This window comes from Vibrio sp. 10N.261.55.F4, assembly GCF_041470465.1.
GTDB classification, from domain to species: domain Bacteria; phylum Pseudomonadota; class Gammaproteobacteria; order Enterobacterales; family Vibrionaceae; genus Vibrio; species Vibrio crassostreae_C.
This window is the reverse complement of the sequence record NZ_JBFRMM010000010.1, coordinates 50444-70329: the sequence shown is the minus strand read 5'-3', so window position 1 is coordinate 70329 and position 19886 is coordinate 50444. Positions and strand designations below refer to the sequence as shown.

13 protein-coding genes and 1 pseudogene are annotated in these 19886 nt (G+C 42.8%); 8 read left to right on the top strand and 6 right to left on the bottom strand.

Annotation, left to right across the window (positions count from 1 at the left end):
- Window positions 1–487 precede the first annotated feature (487 nt).
- The 6 genes and pseudogenes from AB4249_RS06640 (at window position 488) to AB4249_RS06615 (ending at window position 7305) form a co-directional block, all read left to right on the top strand.
- Window positions 488–1489: a TerC/Alx family metal homeostasis membrane protein gene (locus AB4249_RS06640; protein WP_017059813.1), complete on the top strand. Its 1002-nt coding sequence runs from the start codon at window positions 488–490 to the stop codon at window positions 1487–1489.
- A gap of 313 nt (window positions 1490–1802) precedes the next feature.
- Complete coding sequence (locus AB4249_RS06635; RefSeq protein WP_372102604.1) at window positions 1803–1991, top strand: hypothetical protein; 189 nt, start codon at window positions 1803–1805, stop codon at window positions 1989–1991.
- Window positions 1992–2205: 214 nt separating this feature from the next.
- Window positions 2206–2946 (top strand): DUF1223 domain-containing protein, encoded by a 741-nt coding sequence (locus tag AB4249_RS06630; RefSeq protein ID WP_108093860.1) that lies wholly within the window; start codon window positions 2206–2208, stop codon window positions 2944–2946.
- A gap of 143 nt (window positions 2947–3089) precedes the next feature.
- Window positions 3090–4379 carry a DEAD/DEAH box helicase gene (locus AB4249_RS06625; protein ID WP_017081120.1) on the top strand — a complete coding sequence of 430 codons (1290 nt, stop codon included), beginning with the start codon at window positions 3090–3092 and terminating at the stop codon, window positions 4377–4379.
- Between the two features lie 214 nt (window positions 4380–4593).
- Window positions 4594–6312, top strand: coding sequence for an autotransporter assembly complex family protein (locus AB4249_RS06620; RefSeq protein WP_372102601.1), 1719 nt, complete (start codon window positions 4594–4596; stop codon window positions 6310–6312).
- A gap of 111 nt (window positions 6313–6423) precedes the next feature.
- Window positions 6424–7305: pseudogene (locus AB4249_RS06615) on the top strand (aspartate/glutamate racemase family protein).
- Window positions 7306–7406: 101 nt separating this feature from the next.
- Here AB4249_RS06615 and AB4249_RS06610 read toward each other — a convergent pair.
- From AB4249_RS06610 to AB4249_RS06585, 6 genes are all read right to left on the bottom strand, one after another.
- Entirely contained in the window at window positions 7407–8864 is a 1458-nt protein-coding gene (locus tag AB4249_RS06610; protein WP_372102600.1) for a phospholipase D family protein, read from the bottom strand.
- Window positions 8865–8951: 87 nt separating this feature from the next.
- Window positions 8952–11135 (bottom strand): carboxylesterase family protein, encoded by a 2184-nt coding sequence (locus tag AB4249_RS06605; RefSeq protein ID WP_372102598.1) that lies wholly within the window; start codon window positions 11133–11135, stop codon window positions 8952–8954.
- A 213-nt stretch (window positions 11136–11348) separates the two neighbouring features.
- Entirely contained in the window at window positions 11349–13007 is a 1659-nt protein-coding gene (locus tag AB4249_RS06600; protein ID WP_372102597.1) for a hypothetical protein, read from the bottom strand.
- A 326-nt stretch (window positions 13008–13333) separates the two neighbouring features.
- A complete protein-coding gene (locus AB4249_RS06595; protein ID WP_372102595.1) occupies window positions 13334–14689 on the bottom strand; it encodes an FUSC family protein in 1356 nt (451 codons plus the stop codon).
- 9 nt (window positions 14690–14698) lie between these two features.
- Window positions 14699–15565 carry an HlyD family secretion protein gene (locus AB4249_RS06590; RefSeq protein WP_017059803.1) on the bottom strand — a complete coding sequence of 289 codons (867 nt, stop codon included), beginning with the start codon at window positions 15563–15565 and terminating at the stop codon, window positions 14699–14701.
- A gap of 10 nt (window positions 15566–15575) precedes the next feature.
- Window positions 15576–15788: a DUF1656 domain-containing protein gene (locus AB4249_RS06585; protein WP_017059802.1), complete on the bottom strand. Its 213-nt coding sequence runs from the start codon at window positions 15786–15788 to the stop codon at window positions 15576–15578.
- Window positions 15789–16259: 471 nt separating this feature from the next.
- Here AB4249_RS06585 and aspT point away from each other — a divergent pair, with 471 nt between their 5' ends.
- Both aspT and AB4249_RS06575 read left to right on the top strand, forming a co-directional pair.
- Window positions 16260–17975 carry an aspartate-alanine antiporter gene (aspT, locus tag AB4249_RS06580; RefSeq protein ID WP_372102593.1) on the top strand — a complete coding sequence of 572 codons (1716 nt, stop codon included), beginning with the start codon at window positions 16260–16262 and terminating at the stop codon, window positions 17973–17975.
- A gap of 151 nt (window positions 17976–18126) precedes the next feature.
- Window positions 18127–19725 (top strand): bifunctional aspartate transaminase/aspartate 4-decarboxylase, encoded by a 1599-nt coding sequence (locus AB4249_RS06575; RefSeq protein ID WP_102333638.1) that lies wholly within the window; start codon window positions 18127–18129, stop codon window positions 19723–19725.
- The last annotated feature ends 161 nt before the right edge of the window (window positions 19726–19886 follow it).

Here is a 19886-nt window from a genome sequence, read left to right as displayed (position 1 = left end):
CTTGTGGAGATATGCATGGATAAGAAAGATTGGTTAGATGCGGTAGCGGTTGTCGGTTGGGTATCAGTTTGGTCAGCGTTAGTGTATTTAATACCTGCCGCAGGGCTGTAAATTGCTCTTTTTGCAACTTCATTACGCAGTGCAATAGTGTGTTTGACTTGCGAATTTATTCTTAGAATCAATTCGCGTGTCTATTTGACAAAGTGGCATCAATCAGAAAGGAGCGTTTGCTCCTTTTTTGCTTTTTCCGTGCAAATTTATATAGACGAAACACAACCAGAGGATTATTATCCACGCGTTTGGGGAGTAGTTAGCGCAAGTTTACATATCGTCATCTCGTTAGGCCAAGAGTCTATCCGGTATGTAAAAGTGAAATCCCATATTTCACTTCAACGAGACCAACGCAATCACAGTCAAGATCCGTAATGGAGCTTGATATGCTTTGTTTGCGGAAGGTCTTTGTACAGTTCTTCCGCCCGGAGGAATAATGAACTCAACTCAATCTCTATTATCTACAAATAGTGAATCCTTTTTTTCATCGCCAATCATGACGACTTATGCGGGCTTTTTCCTGCTAACGGTTATTCTCGTCTCTATTGATATCTATCAGACTCGTGGCGGTAACGTTACTATCAAGAAAGCGGCAATCTGGAGTGTTTTCTGGTTTGTACTTGCGTTTTTGTTTGCTGGCTCGATTTACCTATTTTGGGACATTTATGCGCCGAACAGTGACTACACAGCGCAAAAAGCAACCGTGTCATTCATTACGGGTTACTTGTTAGAAAAATCCCTTAGCGTAGACAACTTGTTTGTTTTTGCGATGATCTTTGCTCAATACCAAGTTCCTGAGCATCTAAGACCTCGTGCGCTTCTTTGGGGCGTAATTGGTGCATTGGTGCTTCGTGCAATTATGATCGCACTAGGCGCACAGCTATTGGCGGAATATCACTGGGTGCTTTACGTGTTCGCTGCGTTCTTGATTGGTACAGGTATTAAGCTGGCATTAGACAAGGGCGAAGAGGAGAGTGTGAATACTCTGCCTGAAAAGCTACTTCGTAAAGTGATGCCGGTAACAGAGGACTTCCATGGCCCTGCATTAATGGTTAAACAGGGTGCTAAATGGGCATTCACTCCAATGATGTTGGTCATCGGTGCGATCGCAGTCATGGACGTGATGTTTGCATTAGACTCTATCCCTGCGATCTTTGCGGTAACACAAGAACCGTTCTTGGTACTTGCGGCTAACGTGTTTGCGTTACTTGGTCTTCGCTCGTTGTATTTTGTACTGCAAGGTATGATGGACAAGTTCATCTATTTGAAACCCGCGCTTTCATTCATCATGGTGTTCATTGGTGTGAAAATGCTTCTGGTTGATAGCGAGTGGGCTATCCCAACTTACTGGTCATTGGCGGTATTGGTTTCTACGATGACGATTGCGGTTATAGCGTCGGTTTATGCGAAGAAGCCAGGCATTGAACAAGTAAATTAAAAACAAATATAACTTATCGAAAAGTCGATAATGAACACGTGGCTGATGAAGTGGAAAATTTATTTATGTAAATTTTCTGTGACATTGGCCACTGTTGTTTGCGGGGTATTTGTACTAAATGCATGATTTAAACACTATATTGAATTTATAATCACATAATCTGCATATCTATTTTGTGGCATTGTTAATGGTTTGTTTTATTAGAAAAACTAATCCCAAAATCTAATTTTAGTCATTTTTTAACCTGCAAAAGATCACCTATTATTCTTGTCATCAGAACGAAACACATTAATAAATTTATAGAGAGGCAATCATGGCTCAAGCAGTACAAATGAATACTATCGCTGTTCCTAACTCTATGGATAAGAAGACCTACTCGGTTAACATCAAAGGATTGATTGCACACATTTTCGATATTCTTTTCGTAGACAACTCTCCACGTAGTTACTACGCAAGCGACCTATCTGGTCACATGCAACGCGATATCGGTATCAACCGTTGATCTCTGCGTTAACATGTAAAAATATAGAATTTTAAGAAAACGCCAGCTTCTAAAGCTGGCGTTTTTGTATCTGAAAGAAACTGTGCATCTAAAACAAGCTGTCTATCTGAAAGAAACCCAGCACCTGAAATAAACTCATCACCTGAAAGAAATACTTAGGCATAACGGTCTTTATTTGAGCGCCAATCAATTCGCTTTGTACAAGGATCTCGGTATGTCACACGCCACACGCAATTCATCATTGATTAAACTTTGTTTACTTGCCTTACCTATCGGCGCCTATTCCTCTGTGACGTTTGCACAAACGTGGAGTAACGAAGGCCAGCCTGCTCAGGTTATTGAGCTGTTTACCTCTGAAGGTTGTTCTAGTTGTCCGCCTGCTGACACGTACCTTAGTACTTTTGCAGATCATCCAAAACTTTGGACCGAGGTTATACCGCTTGCTTATCACGTAGACTACTGGGACTACTTAGGCTGGGGAGACAAGTTCGCGAGTAAGGCGTTTAGTCAGAAGCAACGCTTGTACAAAGCTTATGGAGTAACAAGTGGGGTTTACACACCCGGCTTTGTTGTCGATGGAAAAGAGTGGCGTGGTTACTTTAATTGGCTAGACAGAACGTTGCCTTCGCTCCAACAACAAACTAATCCCAAATTAACAGTGAACCATAAAGGCGATACGTTCAACGTGAGTTACGAAGGCAAAGGGGATTATGTCGCTCATATTGCCTTGTTGGCGATGAACGAAGTCACCAGCGTTAAAGCGGGCGAGAACAGAGGTAAGAAACTTGAGCACGATTTTGTCGTGGTTTACGACGGCTATCAACGTGGTGAGTCTGAATGGCAATTCAATATCAATTTCTCTCCTTTAGTCGCCACGCCAGATGCTGTAGCCGTGTGGTTAACTGATCTCAACTCGTATACGCCAGAGCAAACGGTAGCAGGGTGGCTTAACTAAATTTGCGATAACTTGATATCTGGATGTGTTTTAGAGGGGCTTAATCGCTGAAACACGGGAGAAAGGGGCGATTTAGTTACGTAATACTGCTGAAATACGTTAATATAGCGCGCTATTATTTTAGCTTTGAGTTCCTGCAATTAATGACTAACACCACAACACCAACCAACTTCTCTGATCTTGGCTTAATCTCTCCTTTGATGGCTCGTTTAACAGAGCTTGAATACCAACAGCCAACGCCTATCCAAGCGCAAGTTATTCCAAGTGTGTTAGCAGGACGCGACCTAATTGCAGGTGCAAATACGGGTTCAGGTAAAACTGCAGCATTTGCACTGCCGCTGTTACAACAAATCCATGAAGATGCACCTTTAGACCGCAGAGCAGGCAAAGGTAACTTTGTGTCTGGCCTTATCTTAGTTCCTACACGTGAGCTTGCTAAGCAAGTAGCCGATAGCGTTAAGTCTTACGCAGTACACTTCAATGGTGCGATCAAAACGGTTTGTGTATTTGGTGGTGTATCGGTAAACACTCAGATGCAAGCGCTACGTGGCGGCACTGATATCTTGGTGGCAACACCGGGTCGTTTGCTGGATCTAATCTCAAGCAACGCTATCAAGCTAGATAAAGTAAAAACGTTAGTGCTTGATGAAGCTGACCGAATGTTAAGCCTTGGTTTTACAGAAGAACTAGACGCGATCTTGAAACTTCTACCAAGCAAAAAACAAACCTTGTTGTTCTCTGCGACTTTCCCCGAGCAAGTTAAAACGCTGACTCACGAACTACTGAATGATCCAATTGAGGTTCAACTTCAAAGTGCCAATGCGAGCACACTGGTTCAGCGTGTATTCGAAGTAGAAAAAGGTCGTAAGACCGCGTTACTCGCACACCTAATTCAACAACATGAATGGCGCCAAGCTCTGATCTTCGTTAATGCGAAGAACAGCTGTGAGCACCTAGCAGACAAGCTTTACAAGCGCGGTATCATCGCAGAAGTATTCCACGGCGATAAAGGGCAAGGTTCACGTACTCGTATCCTAGAAGATTTCAAATCTGGCGAGATTGACGTTCTGATCGCGACAGACATCGCGGCACGTGGTCTGGATATTGAGAAGCTTCCAGTGGTAATCAACTTTGACTTACCGCGTAGCCCGTCAGACTACATGCACCGTATCGGCCGAAGTGGTCGTGCAGGTGAAGTTGGTCTTGCGTTATCTCTGATCGATCACGAAGATTACCACCACTTCAAAATCATCGAGAAGAAGAACAAGATTCGTCTTGAGCGTGAGCAAATTGAAGGCTTTGAAGTGGATGAAGAAGCGACAGCTGAACTGATCGCAGCACTAAAACCTGTTGCGCCACCGGCCGGTACTGGCAAGAAGAAAAAGAAGAAGAAAGCTCCAAAAAACCAAGATGTGTGGCTGAACAACAACTGATCTTGAGTCAGCAAGCCATATAAATCAATAAGTAATAGACATTCAAAAGGTGCTTAATTGCGCCTTTTTTGTGTCTGTAGGGCTGGGATTTGAGTCGTTAATAAACGACTGTTGCGGTGTTAAACAACCCGATAATCCGTTCGAAGGATAGCGTCCTCCATAAGAGATTCAGCGATTTAACGCTTTGCTCATAACCTGTTCGGGTTTTGAGCAATTGGGTAACCGCGTGAAGACCTCGATTAAACAATTAGTGCTGGCCACTTCATTTTTCCTGTTTACCCAACACTCTTCTAGTGCTGCTGAATTTGAGGTTAAAGGGGTTAATAAAACTCTCACCGAAAATGTAGAATTATATTTAGAACCTTTAGCCGATGTTCCTGCATCACAGCTATCGAAAACGAAGCTATCTAAACGTATTCAAGATGCACTCAACCCTTATGGTTATTATCACCCACAGCTCGATATCGACCTCAATGATTCTGATAACGTGATCATTAACATCGATTCTGGTCCTGTCATGCGCATCGCAGAATCGATAGTAAAAATAACAGGTGAAGCTAGCCTAGATGCGGAGTTCATCAATATACTCAATCAAAGCAAGTTAGGCTCAGGTTTAACTTTGTCTCACCAAGAATACGACCAAACTAAGCGTGCGATTTTCTCTTTAGCAAAGCGGAAAGGTTATTTTGACGGCAGGTTTATCGAGTCAAAGATTGAAGTTATTCCTAGCGAGAACATCGCGAATATACACTTGTATTTTGCAAGTGGTCCACGCTACAAGTTCGGTTCTATAAGTATTCCTGATGATGGGGTTGACCCTACTCGTATCGAGAAAATACCCACCTTTAAAAAAGGTGATGACTTTGACACCATCAAGTTAGGTGAACTGCAATCTGATTTGTCAGACACTCAATGGTTTCGAAGTGTCATCGTACATGGTGACTTTGACAAACTTGATGACAACCTAGAAGTTCCAATTGAAATCATTGCCGAGCCAAGTTCTCGAAATATCGTGCAGGTCGGTGGCGGCTATTATACAGATCTCGGTTTACGCGCCTCTCTCAGTTGGTCAAAGCCTTGGTATAACCGGAGAGGCCACAGCTTTGAAACACAGACATATTTGTCTGAACAGGAGCAATCACTTCAGTTGGGGTACAAAATCCCCACAGAGAAAGTCACAACGGATTACTTTGGTATTCAGTTTGAATCGAAACGAATTGATCATCGAGACACCAATAGCTTTACAAACGATCTTAAGTTCGAACGTTACTGGCAATTAGACAGTGATTGGCAAAGCACCATTTATGTCAAATACTTGCACGAACAGTACCGTCAGGCGTCTGAGGAAGAGCAATCGCAATTACTGTTACCTGGCATCAGTTTTTCTCAGGTTGATCGTAAAAATGATCAGTTGGAGCTCAATCATCGACACATCTATTCTGTCGAGTATTCTGACCCTAGTCTGTTCTCTGACTCAAGGCTGTTGCGGTTGGAAGGAAACAGTGTCCTTTCATGGGATATTAGTGACAGGCAGAAGCTCCATTTCTGCTCCAGCGTAGGCATCAACATTGCCAAATCATTATCTGATGTGCCGTCGTCACTGCGGTATTTTGCTGGTGGCGATGGAAACCTGCGAGGTTATGGTTACGAATCTATCTCCCCTAGAGACGAGAATGGTGAACTAACGGGGGCACGTTATATGTTAACTGCTGGGCTCGAATATCAGCATCAAGTCTATCGTTCAATTTGGTTGGGCGCATTTCTTGATGTGGGTGATGCATTTGATCAACAAGCGGATTGGAAGCGTGGGACGGGCGTGAGTTTGATTTGGAACTCACAGTTAATGCCAGTTAAGCTCGATTTTGCTTACGGCTTAGATGCGCCTGAAGGCGACGAATTTCGTATTCATTTTTCCTTTGGTACTCAATTCTGATTTTTGTACGCTGTTTATGCACTCGTGAGGATGCGAACCATCTAATAGGATTCAAGTAAATCGAAAGAGCGTAATAACCTTTGTGCTTTAGCAAACACAAAGGTAAAAACAATGAAAAAGCTACGATTCGGTGTATTTGGTAATATGGGCCCTGAAGCAGATGCTCTGTTCCAAGATATCGTCGCCAAGAAAGAAATTGAACACGGCGCACTTAAAGACTAAGACCACATGGCCATGATAGTGGTGAAAAACTCAGATATCCCCGATCGATCTGAAGTGATTAACGAAGGCGGTACCGATCCTGTGCCTGAACTGATTGAGTCAGCGTGCATTTTAGAACATGCCAATGTTCAGTTTGGCGTAATGACCTGTAACACCGCTCATTACTTTAGACCTGAGGTTTAAAAGCACACCAACGTTTATATCGTCGACATGCTTCAAACCACCGTTGATCAAATCAAAGAGCAGAACTCTGAATCTGTTGTTGGTATTTTATGTGCCAACGGCACATACAATTCGGGAATCTATGATCGTTACCTAACGGACGCGAATCTGGTGTTCGTTAAGCCAGATTCCTTTGAGCAAGAGCATAACGTGCATAGTGCTATCTATGGTGAAGTAACCGGTGAGATGACAGAGTGTGGACAAGCAATCCGAGAAACCAACGGGATCAAAGCGGGCGAGTTTGAGCGTAATGCCGCACTGCTTGCTGTAGCGATTCAATCCATCGTAGAGAAGGGCGTTGATACGGTTATTTTGGGATGTACTGAACTTTCTCTGGTTAGAAACCAACTTGAGACCGCATTTCCAACCATTACTTTTATTGATCCTATGGAAGCGGTAGCTGAACGTGTTGTCGATATCTATCGACTCGCAGAACAGTATGTGGAGCGTGGACATGTGGATTACGACATTAATGATGTTAATTCGATCTTCACAACGCTTGATATGGTGAACTACGTAGCCCAAAGAGCGATGACCTACCGTCTATAAGCTCAGATACGTGTATTTGAAACATGAGAAAGCCGCGAATTACGCGGCTTTTTTACATTTGGACTGGAGAAAATTAAAAATTAAGATTCGAAGCTGAACACTTAAAGCTCGAACTCGCCATTTATTTTTCGAAATAACCAATCAGGTACCTTGTTCCATGAACTGTAGTTCGGGTTCTTAGTATGGATTTGTTCCTCTGAAGCCCAGATGGTGTCACCTGATTGTTCTCGCGACACAGCCCAGAACAACTCCTCTTTCTGACGTGTTAAGTAGTGTGTCACTTGCTTCGCAAACTCTTCACTGTCAACCAACACCCCAAACTCAACGTTGAGAAAGTCTGATCTTGGATCGAAGTTAGAAGAGCCAATATAGGTGACACGCTCATCTAAAATTACTGTCTTGTTGTGGTAGTAGGTATCAACATGAAAGTAGTGATCATCATTGATCGCTTGGCTTTTGTACTCATAGATACTTACGCCCTTGTCGAGTAGAGTCTCACGGTGTTTTTCGTAATACGCAGGCACAAAGCCCGAATCATTAGAAGCCGATGAATTCGTCAGTAAGGTGACTTCGGCTTCGCTCTCTCTAAGTGCATCGACGAATACAAACTTGTTATCGCTTGGCACCATATAAGGCGTAGAAATAATAACCTTAGAAGGTGTCGGTACTTTTTGCTTCATCAAGTGTTCAATACGTTGGCGAAAGTAGGGCTTGTTGTCATTGAGTTTCTCCAGTGAGTCAAATACCGGCGTGACAGAGGCTGAAATGAACTTCGGTTGGTTTAAGCTCTTTATCTGCCTTTCGACTTCAGACGTGATCAATGCTTGATTCTTTTCACCTTTGTTCAACGCTTTGGTGAACGCTTGGTATTGCTCTTTCTCTTTGATTTTAATGCGTTCTTGAATTGGCACTACATGCTCACTGTTCCACAACGCTTGGTAGTTTCGGTCGAAAGCAGCAATCACATCGCCTTTAAACAGCACATCCATATCAAAGAAGTTGGCACTTTCGCTGTAGCCAAAGTAGTCATCACCGATGTTGCGCCCACCGAGGATCATCGATTGGTGATCAACGTTAAAGTATTTCTCATGCAGTCGATTATCTAACTGTTTTTGATGAGTAGAGAAGTTGAGCGCACGACCAATCCAGCCAGCTTTACGTGACTCAAAAGGGTTGAACAGTCGAATCTCAATATTGGCGTGTGAGTCCAACTCCGCAAGCCATTTGTCATTGAATACCAACAAGTCATCCAGTGTGAGGCGCACGGCCACATCGCGGTCAGCGGCGTGTTTCAGCTCGTTTAACAGCATCAGACCCAGAGTGTCGTTTTCCCAAGAGAAGTAAGTCATATCAATCGAGTGTTTTGCTTGGCGAACCAGATCAATGCGGCGCGCAAAGGCTTCAGGCGCACTCGGGATCAAATAGACTTCGGCTTGATGTTCTGTGCTTTGCCAGTTAGCTTCGAAGTCAGGTTCGACATCAGGGTAGGGTTGGGCGCAGCCTGCGAGTAAGGCCATGAAAAACATGGCACATAAAGTACGTAGGTTATTATTTAGCATAGGAGTTCTCATGGAATTTGGGCCAATAAAAAGGCCAGCAAGCTGGCCTTAATCTAGCGATTAATCGTGGTTTCGATGAACTAGGGTTTAATTCTGTAGGTAGTGAGCCATTAGTTCTAAATTCTCCAATCCATTAAGTCGTCCATTTCTCAATTTGGGATCTTGACCCTCATTCGTTGTCTGATCCCAATCTAAATCTGAAAGTGAGATACCATCTTTGTTGATAACTAGTACTTTGTCTTCGCTCTCAACGTATTTATTTTCTTCAGAAAAAAGTGTTCCGTTAAACCAAGTTCGAGACATTTCATTCATCATCTGTTTGTCTTTAGAGCCTGGATGAGTACCTGAGCCATCCATTTTTAGTGCTTTGTTAAATACAAATGGAAGTTCTGATCCATTACATGAACCTGAGATACAACTGATTGATTTAATTAAACCCAAGATGTCTTTATCTTCAGCAGTCGATTCGAAAGTCCAGATATTAAAGCCTGGTTTATAATCAAAATAGTAGAACATGTTTATGTTATTAATACTGGTCAATGACTGTTTCGCAACCTTCATTCGAGCAGGACCAGTGAATAACAAGTCGTTAAGCATGGTTTTAAATTGGCCCATATTTTCAATCGCATTGCCTAGCTCAAGTTCATCATTTACATAATAATCGGTTAGGCCCAATGTTTTGGTATTTTGGTCAAAGTTACCCAAGCCTAGGAATAGTTGAGAAACTGCATTGTAAGCGGTTAAGTTAAGCTCTATATCCTCATCTTGTGATTGGATACGAGATTCCAGAGCATCATTAAGTTCATTTTGCATTTGTTGTTTAGTTGAGTCATTTGCAAACGATGATAGTAATGATTTCAACATTTCATTAGCGTTGTCCTTGTCATCCATATACAGTTCTGAGTTTGGCCAGTTTTTCAAGATTGTTGGAATCAAAAACGTTAAACTTGGCAACATCGCTATGGTGTTTGAATCACCAGAGTTAACCCCTGTCACTGTCGGGACTTGATAACTCGACATCGCAGGTTGACTCACCCCTTTACCGTCTTTGCAGCTACCAAATGGTTTTGTCTCATAACATTCCAAGTAAGGAGCAAACGGCATTAGTTCAGCCATTGGGGTATTATCTGAACCTGTAACAAAACTGATTAAATCTAATGGCAGGTCAGGTAGGTCAATGTCCAGACTTGCTTCCTCTGGATCATCTGTACCGATATTATTAATCAAGCCGCCTACGTTACGTAGCAACCATTTTTCAATTTTGGAAATAGGGTTTGTGATGTCAGACTGTCGGTCTGTAATTTGGTTGAGCTCCTCTTGATTCTTTTTATCTGTTGGAAGGCTACCCAAATCCATAAGGTCATAGCGTGACTTTGCCGCATTGTAACTTGAATATTCGAAGCCTGTTGACGCGCTCTGCATAATTGCACGGTAGAATAGCGCGCTATCAACTTGCTCTAACTTCATTTTATGTTGAAGCATTTCAATAGACATGGCTCCTGCGCCTTGCCCCATAATGGTAACTGTGTCTGAATTTCCTCCAAAATCACCAATATTTTTCTGTACCCATTCTAGCAGTGACTTTTGATCACCAATGCCATAGTTGCCATCGTTGAAGTTTCCTTCTGCATCAATACCTTCTGTTCCTTTTTTCCAGCGTGAGCCCAACAAGCCTAAACGATAGTTAAATGTCACCGAGAGAAATTTATTGCCTTCATCGGCACCCTGTGCAACAACTGTGTCACCATGAATCATTGGGTTTGCACCCGTACCGTATTCAAAATCACCACCGTGAATGAATACATAAACAGGTAAGTCGTCTTGCTCAGTCGTACCGACTGGACGCCAGATGTTAAGGTTGAGGCAGTCTTCGCTTTGTCCAAGATCAAGCCCTGAGCCAAAGTCTGTCGATTTGTCTTGCGGACAAGCATCACCAAACGACGTTGCTTCAACAATGCCTTCTGAATTGATCAGTTCAGTTAAATCGACAGGATTGCTGTGTTCAAAACGCTCTGCATCGGCAAACTTAATGCCTTTAAAAGACTCAACAGAAGCCAGTTTATCGTCTTCGGTATTAGATGTAACAACCAGCTCTTCTTTGGTCGCAGTAATCATCACATCGCCGATTTGAGTGGTAAAGGTTTCTGAAGGTGCTGGAATTAAAGGTTCAGGTTTATCAGGGAAAGGAACCGTTGGTTGGCTATCGTCGCCACAGCCTATAAGGGCAGTAGCAATAGACAATGCGATAAGTGAGCGGTATGCAATATTCATATTTAATTTTCCACAATAATATTCGGTATAGTTACGATCAAACGCACTTGTATCGACAATCCTGCAGTTCCATTGGGTATTGCGCTCCATCTATGGAGCATCGACATGGCATATATTTGAGTTGTCATCTTGCTGGACGACTGAGCTTCAGAGGCTCGTATGAAAATATCGCTCTAACGAATCTATATTCACAATAGAGCGATGGTTTGACCGTTAGAATCGGTAGCCAAGGTTCAATGTCACAGCCGAACGAGTTTCGCCTTTGTTGTACAACATGGTCATGTTGTAGTTTTTGCCGATCTGCTTGTTAACACCTGTTAGGAATGCCCACTGGTCGATATCGACGCCAACGTCATAATCAAATTCGATGTCGTCGGTTTTTACGGTGCCTTGCATACGTGAATTTAAACCTTGGTATTCAGCACCCACGAAAAACTGAGCTCGATAATCGACTAATTGGTAACCCAGCATGGGTTGAACCGTCACAATGCCATCACCCCAATCATCCAACCCTTTCAGGCGTGTTTGTGAATAGGTACCTGTGACTGAGGCAAAGAACTCTTTGTAACCAACAGATAATGTGGTGCCCGCGCCGCGTAAGTCATATTCAAGATGAAGTGGTACATTCAAACGACCACTGTTACATAAGGCAGAGACACCTTCGCAAAGTGCGTTACCTAGCCCTGGCAATTTGTTATTGAGCTTGTCTTTTAAGTATTCACCTGCGGCGCCGGTATAAGAGGCGTCAATATTCGCATCAACGTTTACCTTTCCTACGTACCCGAATACATTCCAGAATGGCAAGATATTTACGTCGCCGCGTATCGAAACACTTTCCGCTTTGACCGTCGCAACACTGTCTTCCGGGTCAAATAAATCATTCAAGCGCACTCCACCAATCACGTAATCTGTCATGGGTATATCCATATCTTGATTGCGATAAGCCACTGATACGCCGAATGGAAGGGGTAAATCGATACCTTGACGACGCACCATGTCACCCATTAAAGGGAATACTCGATCTAACTTAACACTCGCTTCTTGCATACGAGGATCTGAAACTTCTTTTAGACGCTCTTCATGCAGGACATTAACGCCGTTGTCGTCTTCATAAATTGCGACGGGTTCAGTTACAGCGCTCATGGTCATCGGTTTCGTTTTAGACGTACCCTCGATGTTAGTTGTCTTACGTTCAATAACGACTTTACCAGAGTCTAACGTTTGGAAATCAATCACTTGGTAATAGGTATCGACTTTTGACTTACCAAGATTAAATGGCTTGTCGTTGGTGATTACCATGCGTTTTGGTGTGCCGCCTACAAGTTCAATATCAACATTCAAGAAACGGAAATAGGCGATGTCTTGTGGTAAGCCGTATTTCGAATAGTTGAAGCTAATGGTCACGTCGCCGTTGTCTTTTTCATTGACTTTCACTGACGATGGATCGAAGCTTTCTGCATAATTTCTTAGTCGATACTCAGTGCGCGTAAACTCTTCAATTTCATCGATCAGTTTTTCGTTTTCATCCAGCTCTTGCGGGTTATATTTGACGCGCAGGTCGATGTTGCCTTTGCTGTCTGTGTTTTTTATCAGATAGACGCTTGAGTCACGAACCTCATCGCCAATTTGTATGGTTCGATGTGCGTGTTCAACTAGGTGTTCGCCCTGTACGAGCGAACTGATTGCTAGCTTTGGTAAATCATGACTGATGCCATATTTGTCAAATAGTGCTCGACCTTTTTCCATAACTTCGCTGTAAGTCTTGGTTTCTGCCGCAGACGCAAAATTGGGGGTGGTAAGTAATAGGGCGCTCGCTAACACAGAAAGAGTATGGGTCTTACAGGCGCTGGTGCGTATTTCAAAAAAACTCATGACGGTTTCCACGCTGAGTGGCCTCAAACCTTCGAGACTCAAACAGTCGATGTAATACTGAACGTCGTGTTCAGTTGTTATGTATTTATCCGTTAGGATTGCTAGTGTGAATGTCGCGACTAAAAATGCATTGCGTCAATCAATGAGAGGATTTTAAGAGGAGGTGGCAGATCGCGTTAATCGCTTTTGATGGACGCTATCCTCACTTAGTAATAATTAGCGTTAATCAATTGATTTATAATGATTTTAAATAGATAAAAAAACGGCCTGTGAAGTAAAAATACTTGGCAGACCGTTTTGTTGTGAGTTGTTAAGCGCATTTAGTTCTAAGCAGTTACCCTCACTCTAAATAGATCAGTAAACAACTTCGCTATCATCAGAATAATCAAAATGTTTACGAGCATCAAAAGTGGCGTTTCAATTCCATAAACAGGTGTGAGGTTGAGCGCACCAGATGTGAGAACAACTAATAAGTTAATACCCAATATTCGGTGTACCATGAGCTTAGGTGTCGCGAACACTTTCCATATCACCATAATGTTAAGGAAGTAGAATAGTCCCAGCTCCCATAGTTCTGTCATTAATGGCATAACAAAGATGTATTGCAACAGAACCACCGACCCTGTACCCAACACACCATAAAAAGCGTCCTTAATAACGCTTGGTGGCATGGTCGGCACCATAGAAGAGAATACACCGGCTAACATAGGAAATATGAAACCACCTGGAACTGGAAGATAAATCCAAATCAACAGCGATGTGATAAACATCGACACGCCTTGCAGCACTTTGCGCCCATCTTCATTCAAATGTTCAACAAACGTGCGATGTGCATGATGCCAAGACACGTCTTTATGATCACCTGTGACATTGAGTTCACCCTCAACAAGAGATTGTTCTGGTGTTAATACATCGAACGTCTTCAAGTTGTGAGTAAGAACTGCCCATTGGATATCTAAGTCTGATTCGCTGTTACTTTGTTTGAGTAATGTATCTTGGATATGTGCCATTTCATCGATACGCAAGCGCCATGTTTGGATGTTCTCTTTAAGGTGGTAGCTTCCGGTCAGTGGCAGATCTAAAAGTTGATACAGCTTATCAATATTCGCGGTGTTGCTTTCAAGTGCGGCAATGTCGATGTTGTCTGTTTTTTCCATCGCATCTAACAACGCTTGTTTACTGGTTTCGAAACGTTGTACAAAGTTGAGTTCAGTATTCACAGGCCACACGATGCGATACACAATAGAGAACACAACAACACCTAATAGTGTTTCTTGAAGTCTAAGTACAGCAAAGTGAAAGGTGGTTTGGTTATCAAACCCGCCCATACAAGCAACAATCGAACACACGGTAAATCCTATTGAAAAGATGTAGCCGTATTTCTCGTCACTAGACATGAAAATACAAGTGCCTAAGAACACGGTAAGAAATGTTAGAAACAAAAATCGATCTTGTGAAAACATCGCAATGAGGAAAAAGGCATAACCGGTCCCTAACAAGGTTCCCATTAACCGGTTATGGCCTTTGTTTATTGAATGGGCGAAGCTCTCGTTCAATGCCATCACTGCGACGGCTATCGCAGCCCAATACGGTTTTTCCCAACCAAACCACAACGCTAGGCAGATTGCGATAACGATAGAGAGTGCGACTTTAATCGCGTCTTTAGTCGATGCAGTGAACATAAGAATCACCTAGCTATTTTTGATTATTTTGATCGAGGCAGTCATACCAACACGCAGTTGTACGTCTTCTGGTATTTTGTCTAACTTCACTTTGATAGGGATGCGTTGAGCTAGGCGTATCCATTGGAAGTTTGGATTCACGTTTGGCAATAAATCATTACCTGTGCTGCCGTCTTGCTTCGCGATACCAAAACCAATACTTTTGATATGTCCTTCTAGCTGAACATTGTTGTGCATCATTAAGGTCACATAAGCAGTGTCCTGAGCATCGACACCGACTAAATCAGTCTCTTTGAAATAACCTTCAATCCAGAAGCTATCTTCATCAATTAGCGCAACCACAGGTGAATTCGCGACAACTTGAGAGCCAACACGTAGGTTCAGATTGGTGATATAGCCGTTAGTAGGCGCATATACCTTGGTGTACTCAAGGTTGAGATGTGCTTCTTCTACGTTCGCTTTTGCCAGTTCGACATTTGCGGCGCTGGTTTCTACCGCGTTGTTCAAGTTGTTTAGTGTCAGCACGGGCACGGCACCGGGCGTTCTTTTCTCTAAATTCAACGCGCGTTGCTCTTCGTTTTTGGCTTTGGCGAGTAGGGCAAATGCTTGTTTTTGAGTCGCAAGTGCTTTTCTGTAGGTCGCCTTGTAAATACTCGGATCGATCTCAAAAAGAAGATCGCCTTTTTTTACCTTCGAGTTGTCTTCGACATGCACTTCAATGACTTGACCCGTGACTCGAGGTGTAATCGAGACGATATAAGCGCTGACTTGTCCGTCTCTGGTCCATGGGTTACTTGAGTACGACTGGTAATAGCTATAAACCACAGTTCCCGCAGCAGCCAATAATAAAAGTGTGATGAGATAACGTTTGATCACAGTAAGTGCCTCAAAAAATGGTAATAAAATGGCCGATAGCGCCAGTAAAAATCACGATCAAGCTCAGTTCTGCTATTGCAGGAAAGGCGACGTACTTATGAAGGCCAAACCGTGTCGCGATTGACCCTGTTAGCATTGTCAGTATGTAAGCCAGTGCGATAACCAATAACAGCGGTGGGAAGTAGACTTCATCCCACACAAGCTCATGCGGCATGGTATTCATGGTTCTGTTCTCTATTTGTTTGATGAATGCAACGATAACGGAGTTCGATTTATTGTGATAATCGCTTATAGAGGATCGTACCCATCAAAATCCAACTTTATTCGGTGATTATGCCAACTGCCTCTTTGTTGAGAGCCGTAAGCCAGTAAAACAACGGTAGGTAGGTTGTCGTTCTTGAAGTGGAAACACTTAATTGAAATTGATTTCGAAAATCATCTACTTTTGCCGATTTAATATAAATCTATTTAAACCAATCACTTAAGGTGTAAATTGCACTTCAAAAACTATGCGAACAGTTAAAGTGATGATTTGATCCATCAAATGGGATTACATAATAAAACCTTTTGTTCTTAATATTCGGTTCGAAGCAACGAGATGCTTTATTTATTTTGAATAATCCAACAAATATCATTATTAAGTTATTAGTTAGATTATTTACTCCTTATATTTAGTAACAAGAGTAAATTTGTCATGGACATTATTTCTAATCTGTTTGACATGGCACCATTTGTCGCGCTATTTATTACACTCTCATTGGGTTATATGGTTGGTAAAATTACTATCGGCCGATTTGTTTTAGGCGGTGTGGCCGGAACATTATTAATGGGCGTAATTATTGGGCAATTTGGTGTTCAGATTGATCCCGGCGTAAAAAGTATTTTCTTTGCGCTCTTTATTTATGCTGTGGGTTATCAAGGCGGCGCACAATTCTTTAAAGCGCTTAACTTTAGAACCATCAACATTCTGTTGTCTGCGGTTGTTATGACGGTTTCAGGCTTATTGTGTGTACTTGCCGCTGCGTGGTTGTTTGACTTAGATAGAGGTACTGCTGCGGGCCTAGCTGCCGGTGGTTTAACTCAGTCTGCGATCATTGGTACTGCAGGCGATGCGATCGCCCGTTTGGGTGGTGTGCCTGAAGAAGCCAAACATCTGATGCAAACTAACGTTGCTGTAGGTTACGCTGTAACATACATCTTTGGTTCATTAGGTCCAATCTTGATGGTGACTTGGGTATTCCCAACGTTGATGAAGTGGGACATTCGCTCTGAAGCAATTGCGTTAGAGGAGAAAAATTCTAACGGTAAACGTGATTTGGCAGATGGCGAATTTAACGCAGTCACAGCTCTAGTGACACGTGCTTTTAAAGTCACTCACGACGATAAACTGGTTGGAAAAACACTCGCGCAATTGAATCAATCATCACTTGCTGCGTGTATCGAACTTATTGAACGCGACGGAAAAGAGCTGAGTGCAGACAAGTTCACAGCACTTAAAGCGGGCGACCTTGTTGTGGTTACCGGCCGTAGAAATGCGGTTCATGAGCTACAGAGCAAGGCGCAAAGTAATGAAGTCGCATTACCGGAAAGCTATGAAGTTATTGAAGAAAATCGTCAACTTATCGCTGACAATCGCAAACTGATTGGTCGTTCGCTAAGAGAGATCAAAGATAGCTCAAATCAACGTTCGTTCCGTGGTGTGTATGTTACAGACTACATGCGTGCTGGTGCTTCAGTCGCCATTACTGATGATCTGATTGTTCAGAAAAACGACGTTATTCAATTAACAGGCACCGCACAAGACATCAACCGAGTTGAAAAACACATCGGTAAGCGTATGGGCTCAGCAACCATGACTGATTTCATCGTACTGGGTTTTGGTATGGTGTTGGGCCTTCTTATCGGCTTAATCAGTTTCAAGATTGCAGGTATTCCAGTAACGATTGGATCTGGTGCAGGTTGTTTGATCTCTGGTTTGCTTGTTGGTTGGTTACGTAGCCGAAACCCACATGTGGCCCAGTTCCCTGCGGGTGCAGCAAACTTTATTCGTGACTTTGGTTTAGCAGCATTTGTTGGCATCGTTGGCCTCCAAGCGGGCCCTCAAGCAGTTGATACCATAAAAGAACATGGTATGTCGCTTCTGTTCTTGGGTATGGCGGTCACCATCATTCCACAGATTATTTCATTCTTTTTCTCGTACTTTGTATTGAAGATAAAGAACCCAGTAGAAGCGTTAGGTTGTGTGACTGGTGGTCGAAGTGCAAACCCAGCGTTCGCTGCATTGATGGAAAAAACAGGCAACGCAACGCCAGTATTCTCTTTCACTGTGACTTACGCCGTAGCCAACGTGTTACTGACTCTATGGGGACCAATTATCGTCGGCATTATTACCGTTAATGCGGGTATGTAATTAAAACCTACAACTCATTATAGATTTAAAAAATCATCAACTTATTAACAGACCTACCCAATCAAAAATAGGGTAGGCCTGAATAATCACGCTTAAGTAAAACACTTTATTTAATTACAAGTGTTTAATATTAAATTATTAGGTAAATATTATGACTACACAAAATACAACTATCGACTTTTCAAAATTCGCTGATTTAAGCCCATTTGAATTAAAAGACAAATTAATTGAAGTTGCTCAAGCAGTGCCAGATCGTGCTTTACTAGACGCAGGTCGTGGTAATCCAAACTTCCTAGCAACATTGCCACGTAAAGCATTTATTCGCTTGGGTGAATTTGCAGTAATGGAAGCGGAACGTAACTACGCTTACCTCGGTGGTGATTTCGGTGGTATCCCTGATGGCGTGGGTATCGTTGAGCGTTTCGATACGTTTACTAAAGAATACTCAAACGACAAAGGTGTTCAGTTCATCGAGCGCGCACTAAGCTACGCAAAAGATCGTCTAGGCATCCAAAAACAAGCGTTCCTAAACGAACTCGTTCTTGCTTACCTAGCGTGTAACTACCCAGTACCACCACGTATGTTGACTAACATTGAGAAAGTGGTGAAGCAGTACATTGCAGAAGAGATGTATGGCCCAGTTCCAATGACCACGGACTTTGACTTGTTCGCAACGGAAGGTGGTACGGCATCAATGACCTACACATTCCAAACGATGTTCAACAATGGTCTATTGAAAAAAGGCGATAAAGTGGCGCTAATTACGCCAATCTTTACCCCTTACCTAGAAATCCCAGAGCTTTCTGAGTACGAACTAGAGATCGTTGAACTGCGTCTTGATGAGACCACTTGGCAGCTACCAATGTCTGAAATCGAGAAACTGGCAGATACAGACATCAAACTACTTTGCGTCGTTAACCCTGCTAATCCAGCATCAGTGAAATTCTCTGACGAGACTCTAGAGAACCTAACAAACTTTGTGAATGAGCAACGCAGTGACCTATTCATCATCACTGATGACGTATACGGTACATTTGCCGATGACTTCGTTTCTCTATTTGCAAAACTACCATACAACACACTTTGTGTTTACTCGTTCTCTAAGTACTTTGGCGCAACAGGCTGGCGTTTAGGTACCATTGGTATCCAACACAAAAACGTATTTGATGACGCACTAAGTTCTTTCAGCGAAGAAAAACAGTGTCAACTTGATGACCGTTACAAAACACTGACTCCAGAGCCACGTGACATTAAGTTCATCGACCGCATCGTTGCGGATAGCCGTAGCGTAGCCTTGAATCACACTGCCGGTCTATCTCTACCGCAACAAGTGCAAATGGCGATGTTTGCTCTAACTTGCCTAATGGATTCTGAAGGTAGCTACAAAGCAGCATGCAAGCGCATCATTCGTGAGCGCTATACAACTCTATACACCAACATGGGGCTAGAAGTTGAAGAGAACAAAGATCGTGTGGACTACTACACACTACTAGAGTTAGACACTCTAGGTGGCAAACTATACGGTCAAGAGTTCGTTGAATGGTTCAAAGCAAGCGGTAAAGGTAAAGATTTCTTATTCCGTCTAGCTCACGAAACTGGTGTTATTTTACTACCAGGAAATGGCTTCGATACTGTACATGCGTCGGTTCGCGTATCTCTGGCTAACCTGACTCACCATGAGTACGAACTGATTGGCCGCGCAACTCGCAAGGTATTGGACGAGCACTTCGCTGAGTTTCAAGACGCATAAGTTCAAGTCTGGCTTAGAATCAAATACATGATTTAAAGCCGATGACGTCCAACTCATTAAGAATAAGCCTCGGCGATGTCGAGGCTATTCCGACCAAATAAGCACAGTGGTTAGATCGATAAAACTTCCTATCTTGATGTTCCGTTGTGTTTATTTAGTCG

Excerpts from the sequence above, each read along its gene's own strand:
- AB4249_RS06640 (WP_017059813.1), top strand. The coding sequence starts at position 488 with ATGAACTCAACTCAATCTCTATTATCTACAAATAGTGAATCCTTTTTT.
- AB4249_RS06635 (WP_372102604.1), top strand. The coding sequence starts at position 1,803 with ATGGCTCAAGCAGTACAAATGAATACTATCGCTGTTCCTAACTCTATG.
- AB4249_RS06630 (WP_108093860.1), top strand. The coding sequence starts at position 2,206 with ATGTCACACGCCACACGCAATTCATCATTGATTAAACTTTGTTTACTT.
- AB4249_RS06625 (WP_017081120.1), top strand. The coding sequence starts at position 3,090 with ATGACTAACACCACAACACCAACCAACTTCTCTGATCTTGGCTTAATC.
- AB4249_RS06610 (WP_372102600.1), bottom strand. The coding sequence starts at position 8,864 with ATGCTAAATAATAACCTACGTACTTTATGTGCCATGTTTTTCATGGCC.
- AB4249_RS06605 (WP_372102598.1), bottom strand. The coding sequence starts at position 11,135 with ATGAATATTGCATACCGCTCACTTATCGCATTGTCTATTGCTACTGCC.
- AB4249_RS06600 (WP_372102597.1), bottom strand. The coding sequence starts at position 13,007 with ATGAGTTTTTTTGAAATACGCACCAGCGCCTGTAAGACCCATACTCTT.
- AB4249_RS06595 (WP_372102595.1), bottom strand. The coding sequence starts at position 14,689 with ATGTTCACTGCATCGACTAAAGACGCGATTAAAGTCGCACTCTCTATC.
- AB4249_RS06585 (WP_017059802.1), bottom strand. The coding sequence starts at position 15,788 with ATGAATACCATGCCGCATGAGCTTGTGTGGGATGAAGTCTACTTCCCA.
- aspT (WP_372102593.1), top strand. The coding sequence starts at position 16,260 with ATGGACATTATTTCTAATCTGTTTGACATGGCACCATTTGTCGCGCTA.
- AB4249_RS06575 (WP_102333638.1), top strand. The coding sequence starts at position 18,127 with ATGACTACACAAAATACAACTATCGACTTTTCAAAATTCGCTGATTTA.